At 73.9% G+C, this 11,485-nt stretch carries 9 protein-coding genes; 8 read left to right on the top strand and 1 reads right to left on the bottom strand.

All coding sequences use genetic code 11. From position 1 onward, the window contains the following. Window positions 1-44: 44 nt before the first annotated feature. Window positions 45-1,403: a COG1470 family protein gene (locus ACZ5CZ_RS07965; RefSeq protein ID WP_468940258.1), complete on the bottom strand. Its 1,359-nt coding sequence runs from the start codon at window positions 1,401-1,403 to the stop codon at window positions 45-47. Between the two features lie 233 nt (window positions 1,404-1,636). Here ACZ5CZ_RS07965 and ACZ5CZ_RS07960 point away from each other — a divergent pair, with 233 nt between their 5' ends. From ACZ5CZ_RS07960 to ACZ5CZ_RS07925, 8 genes are all read left to right on the top strand, one after another. Further along, complete coding sequence (locus tag ACZ5CZ_RS07960; protein ID WP_468940255.1) at window positions 1,637-2,329, top strand: helix-turn-helix transcriptional regulator; 693 nt, start codon at window positions 1,637-1,639, stop codon at window positions 2,327-2,329. A 139-nt stretch (window positions 2,330-2,468) separates the two neighbouring features. Then, window positions 2,469-5,633, top strand: a complete 3,165-nt coding sequence (locus ACZ5CZ_RS07955) for a hypothetical protein (protein WP_468940253.1) — start codon at window positions 2,469-2,471, stop codon at window positions 5,631-5,633. Further along, the gene (locus ACZ5CZ_RS07950) at window positions 5,630-6,472 is read left to right on the top strand and encodes a Pvc16 family protein (RefSeq protein WP_468940250.1); all 843 of its coding nucleotides are present in this window, start codon (window positions 5,630-5,632) and stop codon (window positions 6,470-6,472) included. Before ACZ5CZ_RS07955 ends, ACZ5CZ_RS07950 begins: the two co-directional genes overlap by 4 nt. Beyond that, entirely contained in the window at window positions 6,469-8,583 is a 2,115-nt protein-coding gene (locus tag ACZ5CZ_RS07945) for an ATP-binding protein (RefSeq protein WP_468940247.1), read from the top strand. Before ACZ5CZ_RS07950 ends, ACZ5CZ_RS07945 begins: the two co-directional genes overlap by 4 nt. A 216-nt stretch (window positions 8,584-8,799) precedes the next feature. After that, a complete protein-coding gene (locus tag ACZ5CZ_RS07940) occupies window positions 8,800-10,359 on the top strand; it encodes a phage tail sheath family protein (protein ID WP_385846289.1) in 1,560 nt (519 codons plus the stop codon). A 35-nt stretch (window positions 10,360-10,394) separates the two neighbouring features. Then, window positions 10,395-10,835, top strand: a complete 441-nt coding sequence (locus ACZ5CZ_RS07935; protein ID WP_385846288.1) for a phage tail protein — start codon at window positions 10,395-10,397, stop codon at window positions 10,833-10,835. Next, entirely contained in the window at window positions 10,832-11,329 is a 498-nt protein-coding gene (locus ACZ5CZ_RS07930; RefSeq protein WP_385846287.1) for a hypothetical protein, read from the top strand. The genes ACZ5CZ_RS07935 and ACZ5CZ_RS07930 overlap by 4 nt, the downstream gene beginning before the upstream one ends. Beyond that, the gene (locus ACZ5CZ_RS07925; protein WP_385846286.1) at window positions 11,326-11,484 is read left to right on the top strand and encodes a DUF6760 family protein; all 159 of its coding nucleotides are present in this window, start codon (window positions 11,326-11,328) and stop codon (window positions 11,482-11,484) included. Before ACZ5CZ_RS07930 ends, ACZ5CZ_RS07925 begins: the two co-directional genes overlap by 4 nt. The last annotated feature ends 1 nt before the right edge of the window (window position 11,485 follow it).

Genomic DNA, 11,485 nt, shown 5'->3' with positions numbered 1-11,485 from the left:
CTTGTGTCCCACCAGGCGAACGATGTTTCGAGAAACGATACGTCTCATCGCTGGGTGTCACCGAGCAGACCGCTCACGTTCAGCACCTCGTGGCACTGCTGTGCCTGCCGGCCGGTGGCCGGTGTGCCCGGCTTGGCGCAGGTGACGTTCACGGTGACGGTGGCGTTCTGGGGGATCTTGATGGGGGTGACCCAGTGGTAGTCCTGGTTGCGGAAGGTCTCCAGCGCGATCGTGGTGATCTTCCGGTCGCCGAAGCTGATGGTCATCACCCCTTCGTCGCCCTGGAAGTTTGCGGCCACCAGGTCCGTGACCCCGAAGATCTTTCCGGCGGGCACCACATAGGTGCCGGTCTTCGTCTGGCCGCCGGAGGTCTGGAGATCGATGGTGGCCGAGCTCTGCTGGCCACCGGCGAGACCGGCGTCGCCGCCGGTGCCACCTCCGCTCCCGCCTCCGCTCCCGCCGCCCGTGGTGCCGCCCGAGGGCACGGCCGCCTTACCCTGGCCGCCCTGCTGCTCCGCCGAGCCGTTGCCCGTCCCGGTACCCGGCGCCCCGGCGTTCTGCCGGGCGCCGGGTGTCGGCCTCGGGTGCACCACCTCGTCGGCGGCCTCCTTGGCCGTGCTGCGCACCGCCGGACGGACCAGCGCGAACCAGGCCAGCAGCAGCGCGAGCAGCGCCGCGAGCAGCGCCAGCAGCCACTTCGGGAACACCGGGATCTGGACGAACTCGGCTTCCAGGGGCGGTCGTACGACGGTCCCGGCCCGCTCCGCCTCCACCGCGCCGGCGTCCTGGGTGCGTACCGTGAACGGCCAGGTCGCGGGCTTGCCGAACCAGACCGGCTTGCCGGTGCGCACCCGCAGCCGCGTCTCCGCCGACTCACCGGGCTCCAGCGTCAGCTCGGCCGGGGTGAAGCCGAACCGCAGCTCCTCCCCCGCCTGCTCCGGGGTGAAGGACACCCGGGCCGGGGAGTTGCCCTCGTTGCGCACCGCCAGTCGGTAGCGGCCGCGCAGCCAGCCGCGCCGGCGGCGCGGGGCCAGCTCGGCGCGCAGCTCGTGGAACTCCTCGACGTGCACGGTGGTCTCGGGCACCGTGACGGACTCGGGGTGTTCGGCCGGCAGCACCCGTACGGCCAGCGGCACGTCACCCGCGCGGACCTCCGGGGAACGCGGAGGGTTCAGGCGGATGGTCACCGTCTCGGAGGTGCCGGGGTAGAGCGAGACCCGCTCGGGTTCCACGGTGGCCCATGGCGCGCAGTCGCCGACCACCTCCAGCGCGTACGCCTCGACGATGTCGCTGTCGTTGCGGACGGTCAGGCTGGTGGCGGCGGTACCGCCCGGCGTCACCGTCACGGCCGGTATGTCGAGGCCGGGGGCTCCGGGGCCGGAAGAGGCAGCAGATGGCGTCACGCCACGACCGTAGGGCGGGGGGCGGGACGCGACGAGAGACGCGAGGGCAACACCCGGGCAATCGCCGTGCCCCGCGCGGTCAAGGCCGACTCGGCCGTGCGGGCAGCTGGTTGAGCCGGTGCACGGCGCGCGCACCGCCGCCGGCGGAGGTTCCCCCGGTGTCCTTGTGTTCCCGCCTCCGTCCAGGAAACGAGTAATCCACCATGTCCGGCTCCACGAAAGACATTCCTTTCATGACCACCGGCACGCCGCGCACGGGTACACCTGCCCGTACGGCGTCCCCCCACACCCCGGCCGACGGCCCGCGTCGGGTGACCGTGGCCGTCTACGCCCAGGACCCGGTCCTGCACATCGGCATCGTCCATCAGCTGCGGCAGCGCCCCGAGGTGGAGCTGGTCGGCGCGGCCGAGGCTGACCGGGCGCAGACCTCGCTCGTGGTCGTCGACGCCGTGGACGACGAGGTGATCGCCCTGCTGCAACGGTTACACCGCGGCTCCGCCACCCGCACCGGCCTGGTCGCCGGCGCGTTCGACTCCGCGGCGCTCCAGCGGGTGCTCGAGTGCGGTGTCGCGGCGGTGCTGCGGCGCGCCGAGGCGGACCAGGACCGGCTGCTGCACCTGGTGCTCGCGCTGGCCAACGGGGAGGGAGTGCTCCCCGGTGACCTGCTCGCCACCCTGCTGGCGCAGGTCGGCAGCCTCCAGCGCGCCGGGCTCGACCCGCACGCCCTGTCCCTGTCCACGCTCACCGCGCGCGAGGCCGACATGCTGCGCCTGGTCTCGGAGGGGTTCGACACCGCCGAGATAGCGCAGAAGACCGCGTACTCCGAACGGACCGTCAAGAACGTGCTGCACGAGATCACCACGCGCCTGCAACTGCGCAACCGGGCGCACGCCGTCGGCTACGCGCTGCGCAACGGGCTGATCTGACGGCCGCCCGTCACCCGGGCGCTGCCCGAAAGCGCAGGCACGCTTCCCTCCGGCACGGCCCCGCCGCCCTGCCGCGTACGCCACGTGCGCGGCAGGGTGGCGGGGCGCACCCAGGTGTTCCGAGACTGCGAGGTGGACCGTGAACGGCACCGCTGACCCCGGCGGACGGCACCGGCTGCGGAGGTTCGGCGCGTCGTTGCTGCTGCTGGTCCCGCTGTGCGCGGTGACGGCGGCCTCGGGGCCGGGCCACGCCGAACCGCAGCCGGCGGCGGCGCCGGCCGACGCGTCCGCCACCCGGATCGCCTACGCGGGCACCGCGCACCGCAGCCTCGGCCGGGTCGTCAAGACGACGTCCAGCGAGCCCCTGTTCGGGACGGGCCCGGCACACTTCGACATCCAGCCGTCGGCGCTGGGCGAGACGCTGGTGTTCGCCAGCCGCCGCGACGACAAGCGCCCGCAGATCTATCTGCGGGCCCCGGACGGGACGGTGCGCAAGCTGACCGACGGCCGGGACGCGGCGCATCCACGGCTCACGCCGGACGGCGGGGCGGTGGTGTTCGACTCGGCGGAGCCCGGCGGCCCGGACGGCAGGAAGCAGCGCGACCTCTGGCTGGTGCACACCGACGGCACCCATCTGACCCGGCTCACCGACACGCCGTACGACGAGGAGAGTCCGACCGTGTCGCCGGACGGGCGGCGGCTCGCCTACTCCGCCGACGCCGATCCGGCGGCGGGGCCGCAGATCTATGTCCGGCCGCTGACCGGGGGCACCCCGGCCCGGATCACCGGGACGCTCGGCGGCAAGGCGACCGAGCCCGTGTGGAACCCGGTGGGCGACGCGGCGCACCGGGACCTCGTCGCGTACACCTTCACCGCCGACCGGACGACCGGTCCGCGGCTGCGGGTGACCGGCGGAGCGGGCGGGGACCAGCCGCTCCTCGCGGGGGAGCAGGCACAGTGGCGGACCCATGGGGCGACCTGGCTGCCCGACGGGGACGGGGTGCTGTTCCTCAGCCCGAACCGCACCTGTTCCTGCGAGGGCGACTGGGACCATGTGTTCCGGGTGCCGGCGCACTCCGCGGACACCCCTCAGCTGGTGCTCAGCGAGGACCGCGCGGTCGGCACGGCCACCTGGGTGGGCCCGTCGTCCGGCGGATACGCGGTGGTGGACCGCATCTCGGCGCTCGGCCCGCACGTGGTGACGCTCCAGGACGTACGACGGGACGGCAGCGATCCGCGCGACCTCGGGCTGACCCTGCTGAATGAGGACCCGGCCGCCGACACGAACACCGACCCGGCCAAGGACCCGCTGTTCCAGCCGGCCGCCGGGTACGACCCGTGGACCGAGCGGCAGACCTACACCCCGGACGGCCGCCGCATCGTGGTCACCCGGTTCGAGGACGGGGCGGCCGGGCGGATCGAACGGATCTGGACGGTCGACGCCGACGGCACCCACCAGATGGCGATGCCGCTGGCCGGACGCGGGCCGCAGGACCGGGACACCGACCCGGCGTTCTCCCCTGACGGCAGGTACCTCGCCTTCACCCGGATCTCGCCGGGCGGCTCCGGTTCCGCCCCGGGTCTCAGCCGCGTCCTGATCGCCGATGCCGAAACCGGCGCGATCGTCCACGAGATCGTGCCGCCGGCCGGCGAACAGACCGGCGGCGACGCCCAGCCGACCTGGTCCTCCGACGGCACCACCCTCGCCTTCACCCGCAACGAGGTGATCGACGGGCGCGGCGGCAACAAGCACATCTGGACCGTGCCGGTGAGCGCCCTCGACCGGCAGCGGGACCTCAGCTCGGCGATCTGCCCCGGCACGTGCGCGGTCATCGACGACAGCCCGGCCTTCTCCCCGGACGGCCGTCTCATCGCCTTCAACCGGAAGAACGGCGGCGGCCTGGTCGACGAGCGCAACGGCCTGCTGCTCACCTCGGTGTCCGGCACCGACTGCCGGGTGCTGCTGCCCGAGGCCGCGCGGAACACCGCCGACGGCTGCCACCGGGAGCTGCCGGACACCACGGTCACCGGCCCGCACCAGCCGCGCGACGCGGCCTGGAAGGCGGACGGCACCAACCTGGTCTTCACCGCCCGCGAAAAGCAGCCGGTCAACTGCCCCGAGAAGCTCTACCGGTTGAACATCAGGACCGGGCGCGTGTCACCGATCACGACCGAGCTGCCGGGGCGGCAGAAGGAGCCGAGCGTCCAGCAGTCGGTGGACCTGGCCGTGCACGCCCCGGTCGCGGTGCCCTCGACCCGTGTCGGCACCGCCCGGGACGTCCGCGTCGACGTGGTCAACAACGGCCCGGCCGCCTCCCCCGGCACCCGGCTGACCATCGCTCCCCCGCCGGGTGTGACGGTCACCAAGGTACGTCTCCCGGGCGGCAGTTGTGCCGCCATCACCCTCCAGTGCAACCTCGGGGTGGTGCCGCCCGGCAGGACCGTGCCGGTGACCGTGACCCTGACCGGGCACACCCCCGGCGCGCAGCCGGTGGACTGGTCGGTCACCGGCAGCGTCATCGACCCCGCGCCCGGCGACAACACCGCCCGGACCGTGGTGCCGGTGCGCCCGGTCACCCCGCCGCACCCGACTCCGACCCCGCCCCCGTCGCCCAGGCCGACGCCGAAGCCCGCGCCGCCGGCTCCGCCCGCGCCCAAGGCCGGACCCGGGGTGCAGGTCACCGCCCAGCCGAACCCCGGTTACGTCGGCGGCCGGGTCGTGGTGACGTACACCGTGCGCAACGGGCGCAACGCGCTCGCCACCGGGCTGCGGCTGCGGCTCGGGCTGCCCGCCGGGATACCGAACGGCGGGCCCCCGCCGGGCTGCGACACCTCGTGGAGGTGCGCGCTGCCCGACCTGGCACCGGGCGGCCGGACCGTCGTCCAGGTGGTGCTCGCCCCCGACCGGGCGCTGACCGGCCGCGTCACCGGCGTCCTCACCACCACCGGCACGGACGCCGACCGGAGCGACAACACGGCCCGTACGACGCTGCGCATCCTCCAGCCGCGGATCGTCGCCGTCCCGCCGATCGGCAAGCCCGGCTTCGTCACCTCGGTACGCGGCAAGGACTTCCCGCCCGGGGTGCCCGTGCGGTTCACCTGGAAGCCGGGGATCACCGCGGCCGCCGTACCGACCGTGCCGAAGCCGGACGGCACGTTCATCGGCCAGCTGCTCATCCTCGCCAAGGACCAGACCGGGCCGCGCACGATCACCGCGCGGGGCCCCGGATTCTCCCCGGTGAAGACGGACTTCCTGGTGGTGACCGGCAGCGTGCAGCCGCCCGACGAGGTGACCCGCCGGTGATCCACGAGGTCGACGAGGCACTGCGCGGACTGCTCGCCGAGTCCGGGCTGGAGGCGTCCGGCGTCGAGGTCGTCCTCGACGCGCCCACCCGCGACTGGGCGGCGCGCCGGACCGCGCCCACCGTCTGTGCCTTCCTCTACGACATCCGGGAGGACACGTCCCGGCGCGGCAGCGGCGCGGGGGAGGTGTACGACGCGGACGGGTATGTGGTGGCGCGGCGCACCCCGCCCCGCTGGTTCGAGCTGACCTACCTGGTCACGGCGTGGGCGAGCCGCCCGCAGGACGAACACCGGCTGCTCTCGCAGGTGCTGGCCGCGCTCGTGGCCACCGACACGCTGCCCGAGCGGCTGCTCACCGGGACGCTCGCGGAACTCGGCCTGACCGTGTCCCTGGACACCTCCGGCGCCGAACTCGACGCGCCCGCCGCCTGCGATGTGTGGTCGGCGCTCGGCGGCGAGCTGCGGGCGTCGCTCGGGGTACGGGTGCGCGCCCCGCTCGCCGCGGTGAGCAGGGCGGCCGCGCCACCGGTGACGGAGGGCCTCGTGATGCGCTCCGCCGACCGCACCGGGGAGAGCGATGCGGAGGCGGGCGATCCGGAGGCCGGACGCAGGTTGACGGGCGAGGAGACGGGCGATCCGGAGGCGGGGCGCGGGCTGCGGGGCGAGGAGACGGGCGATCCGGAGGCGGGGCGCGGGCTGCGGGGCGAGGAGACGGGCGATCCGGAGGCCGGACGCCGGCTGCGGTACCGGGACGTGAGCGACCCGGGCCGGGACGGCTTCGGCAGCCCGCGCGAGCGCCGCCCGGCCCCCGCCCGGCGCCGGAGGGGACGACAGCCGTGACGGACCTCGCCGACGCGAGCACGGCCGTCTCCGTGGACCCGCTGTGGGCGCGGCTGCGGCTCGTGGAGGAGCGGGTGCGGGAGGCCGTCGCGGCCCGCCGCGCCGTCGATCCCGACCCCGACGATCCGTACCGGGGCCAGTACCTCTCCCCCGAGGCAGTGCAGCGGATCCTGGACCCGCCGGCCGGCCCCGGCCTGCCGGGACACACGCCGCTGCCCGCGCCGACCGGCTCCGTGCTCGGCACGCTCGCCGCGCGGTTCGCGCTGTCGCCGCTGGACCTGGATCTGCTGCTGGTCGCGGTGGCCCCCGATCTGGACGCCCGGTTCGAGCGCCTGTACGGCTATCTCAACGACGATCTGACGCGCCGCCGGCCGACGGTCGGGCTGGCGCTGGAACTGTGCGGGTGCGCCGCCGCGTCGACCGCCCGGTTCCGGCTCTCCCCCGCGGCGCCCCTGATCGCGAACGGCCTGCTGGAGATCACCGAGCCGGACCGCCCGGTGCTGTCCCGCACCCTGACCGTCCCGGACCGGGTCACCGCCCATCTGCTGGGTGACACCCACCCGGACACCCGGCTCACGGGGGTGCTGGACGGGGAGGGTTCCCTCGAAGAGGTGGTCGACGCTGATCCGGCAGGGACCGAAGCCGGAAGCGGGGAGTCGGGGGATGTGGGGCGGGCCGCTGCGGCCGTTCGGTCGGGGGCGGAGTTCGTGCATCTGCTGGATCGGGGCGGGGATCCGCAGGGCCTCGCCGTCGCGGCGCTGCGGGCGGCCGGGCTGCGGCCGCTGGTGCTCGACGCGGCGGCACTCGCCCGACGGGCCGGCGACCTGCCCGTGCTCGCCCGGGTGGCGGCGCTGGAGGCCCGGCTCACCGGGGCGGGCGTCGTCCTCGGCCCGCTGACGGCGCTGCCGCCGGAGCCGTCCCAACGGGCGGGTGCGGTGCGGGAGTTGTGCACGGCACTGCGCGGCATCCCGCTGTTCACCCACGGGGTGGACGGCTGGGACCCGGCGTGGGCGGTCGACACCCCGGTCGTCCTGCCGGTCGGCCCGCCCTCCGCCGCACAGCGGGCGGCACGCTGGCGGCACGCCCTGGACCGGGCCGGCGCCAGCGTCGTCGGGGACACGGAGACGCTCGCCGGGGCGGTCGCCGCGCACCGTCTCGACGGCGGGCAGCTGCGCCGCGCCGCCGGGGCCGCGGTGCGCGCCGCCGCGCTGGCGGGCCGCCCGGTCACCGCCGACGACCTGCGGTCCGCCGTACGGGCACAGAACGGCGCGGGGCTCGCCCGGCTGGCCCGCCGGGTGGAGCCCGGCGTCGGCTGGGACGACCTGGTCCTGCCCGCGCCGACCCACCGCAGGCTGCGTGAGCTCGCGGTGCGCGCCCGCCACCGCGACCAGGTGCTCGGGCAGTGGCGGATGCGTCCGGGCGGCGGCCGGGGACGCGGGGTGATCGCGCTGTTCGCGGGCGAGTCGGGCACCGGCAAGACCATGTCCGCCGAGGTGGTCGCCGCGGACCTCGGGATGGACCTGTACGTGGTCGATCTGTCCACGGTCGTCGACAAGTACGTCGGCGAGACCGAGAAGAACCTGGAGCGGATCTTCACCGAGGCCTCCGCGGTCAACGCGGTCCTGCTCTTCGACGAGGCCGACGCGATCTTCGGCAAGCGGGCGGAGGTGAAGGACGCGCACGACCGGCACGCCAACATCGAGTCGGCGTACCTGCTCCAGCGGATGGAGTCGTTCGACGGCATCGCCGTACTGACCACCAATCTCCGGGCCAACCTGGACGAGGCGTTCACCCGGCGGCTCGACGTGGTGGCGGACTTCCCGGTGCCGGACGCCGCCCAGCGGCTGGCCCTGTGGGAGCGGTGTCTCGGGCAGCGGCTGCCGCGCGCCGCCGATCTGGACCTCGGCTTCTGCGCGGACCGCTTCGAGCTGGCCGGCGGCTCCATCCGGGCCTGCGCGGTGACCGCCGCCTATCTCACGGCGGAGTCCGGACAGCCGCTCGGCATGCGGCAGTTGGTGACGGCGGTGGCCCAGGAGTACCGCAAGCTCGGCCGGCTGGTGCTGGAGAGCGAGTTCGGCCCGTGGACCCGGGATGTGCTGAGCGAGGGCTGACCACAGCCCTCCGGCCGGTCCTGCACACATCCGCCGCCGAGTGCCGCCCGGAGCTCCTTGCGCGGCGGCCGCGCTGCCCGGACGGCCCGGGCGGGCGTCCGGAAAGGCAGCGCGGTTGCCCCCGGCGAGGTACCCGCGCACCTGTCGCCGCGCCCGACCCGCCTCGGAGACTCGGCATCGACGCAGGTGACCACGCTGGACCACAAAGGAGCGAGCATGCCGACGTACCTCACCCCGGGCGTGTACGTGGAGGAGGTGCAGTCCGGTGCCCGCCCGATCGAGGGGGTCGGCACCGCCGTCGCCGCGTTCGTCGGGTTCGCCGGGACCGGGCCGTTCCACGAACCGACCCTGGTCACCACCTGGGACCAGTACGTCCAGCTGTTCGGCGGCTTCGTCGAGGGCGCCTACCTCGCGCACGCCGTGTACGGCTACTTCGCCAACGGCGGCGGCGCGGCCTACGTGGTGCGGATCGGCGGACCCGGGGCCGGCTCCGAGGCCGCGGGAGACGGCGGCCGGCGGCCCCGGGAGATCCGCGCGGCGGAGCCCGTCGCGCTCGGCGGCTTCCTGGTGACGGCGCGGCCCGGCGCGACCGGGGTGTCGGTGGAGGTCGCCGACGCGGACGGCGAGAACCCGCCCGAGGACCGGTTCAAGCTGCTGGTCCGTCAGGGCGACCAGGTGGTGGAGTCGTACGACGTCTCCACCCGCAAGAACGTCAAGGGGTACGTGGTCACCCAGCTGCGCGCCTCCCGGCTGGTCGAGGTGACCGAGCAGCAGGACGCCGCCCCGGCCCGGCCCGCGAGCCAGACGGTGGCGGTGCCCGACGCGCCGGCCGCTCCCGCGGGTCCCGCCGCCGGCGAGGTCTCCCGGACCGACCCCGCCGAGTACGTCGGCGACGCCGCCGCCCGCACCGGTTTCGCCGGGCTGGAGGCCATCGACGAGATCACCATGGTCGCGGTCCCGGACCTGATGGGCGCCTACCAGCGCGGTGACATCGACGCCGAGGGCGTGCGCACCGTCCAGCTCGCGGTCATCTCGCACTGCGAGCAGATGGGCGACCGGGTCGCGGTCCTCGACACCCCGCCCGGGCTCACCGCCCAGCAGGTGCGGACCTGGCGCAACGACGAGGCCGGCTACGACTCCCGGTACGCCACCCTCTACTACCCGTGGGTGAAGGTCTTCGACCCGGCGGCCGGCCGCACCGCGACGGTTCCGCCGAGCGGACACATCGCCGGTGTGTGGGCGCGCAGCGACGCCGAGCGCGGGGTACACAAGGCGCCCGCCAACGAGGTGATCCGGGGCGCGGTGGACCTGGAGATCCGGCTCAGCAAGGGCGAGCAGGACCTGCTCAACCCGATCGGGGTGAACTGCGTGCGTGCCTTCCCCGGCCGCGGCATCCGGATCTGGGGCGCCCGCACCCTGTCCTCCGACCCGGCCTGGCGCTATCTGAACGTACGGCGTCTCTTCAACTACCTCGAGGAATCCATCCTGTTGGGCACCCAGTGGGTGGTCTTCGAGCCGAACGACGACCGGCTGTGGTCGAGCATCCGCCGCAACGTCACCGCGTTCCTCACCGAGGAATGGCGCCGGGGCGCGCTCTTCGGCCGCACCGCCGAGGAGGCGTTCTATGTGAAGTGCGACCGCGACAACAACCCGCAGACCTCCATCGACCAGGGCCGGGTCGTCTGCGAGATCGGCGTCTCCCCCGTCAAGCCCGCCGAGTTCGTGGTGTTCCGGCTGGCCCAGTTCTCCGACAGCACCAGCCTCATCGACGAGTGACCCGCGGGTCGGCCAAGGAAAGGTGACAGACAGTCATGGCAGAGGGCGATGCTCTTTCCACCCACGTCTTCGGCGTGCAGCTCGGCGGATACCTGGTGGAGTCCATCCAGGAGATCAGCGGGCTGACCGTCGAGGAGGAGGTCGTCGAGGTACGGCAGGTCAGCTCGGAGGGCAAGCAGATCATCCGCAAGCAGCCCGGCGCCCGCCAGGCCGGCGAGATCACGATCACCCGGGGACTCGACAAGAGCAGCGAGTTCACCAAGTGGATCAAGGAAACGCTCAACAACGGTGCCGTCGACACCGCCCGGCAGAACCTGACCATCGAGATCAAGGACAGCAAGGGCGAGACGGTCCGCCGTATCCAGCTGATGAACGGCTGGGCCTCCCGCTGGGAGGGGCCGTCCCTCAAGGCCGGTGAGTCGGCCGCGGCCACCGAGTCCGTCACGATCGTGTTCGAGGAGATCGTCGTCGAATGAGGCGCCGTACCGTCACGGCGGGCAGCCTGGAGGAGATCCTGGAGGCGACGGCGCCCGCCCCGGCCGCCGAGCAGCCGCCCACCCCGCCCGCCGCCACCCCCTCCCCGACACCACGGGAGCACGGCCTGCGCACGGAGTTCGAGTTCGAGCTGCCGCGCGGGTACGTGGACGAGGCGGGCACCCTGCACCGGCACGGCGCGATGCGGCTGGCGACCGCCCGCGACGAGCTGCGGCCGCAGATCGATCTGCGGGTCAAGGAGAACCCGGCGTATCTGAGCGTGGTGCTGCTGAGCCAGGTGATCACCCGGCTCGGCGCCATCACCGATGTGCACGCGGGGATCGTGGAACGGATGTACGCCACCGATGTGGCGTTCCTCCAGGACTTCTACCGCCGGGTCAACAGTGAGGGGCACACCCGTGCCGCGGTGACCTGTCCGCACTGCGAGGGCGCCTTCGAGGTGGACCTCTCGGGTGGGCGCCTGGGGGAATCGTGACGTACGCGCTCCCCCGGCTCCGGGAGGAGATCGCGTACGTCGCCTATCACTTCCACTGGCAGCGCGAGGAGATCCTCGACCTCACCCACGCCGAGCGGCAGACCTGGGTGGCCGAGATCGCCCGTATCAACACCCGGATGAACGAGGGCGGTTGAG

It is taken from the genome of Streptomyces sp. NPDC031418 (assembly GCF_055581605.1).
This window is presented reverse-complemented; position numbering and strand designations above follow the sequence as displayed.

Coding starts and splice junctions, on each gene's coding strand:
- ACZ5CZ_RS07935 (WP_385846288.1), top strand. CDS start 10,395: ATGGCAGAGGGCGATGCTCTTTCCACCCACGTCTTCGGCGTGCAGCTC.
- ACZ5CZ_RS07930 (WP_385846287.1), top strand. CDS start 10,832: ATGAGGCGCCGTACCGTCACGGCGGGCAGCCTGGAGGAGATCCTGGAG.
- ACZ5CZ_RS07960 (WP_468940255.1), top strand. CDS start 1,637: ATGACCACCGGCACGCCGCGCACGGGTACACCTGCCCGTACGGCGTCC.
- ACZ5CZ_RS07940 (WP_385846289.1), top strand. CDS start 8,800: ATGCCGACGTACCTCACCCCGGGCGTGTACGTGGAGGAGGTGCAGTCC.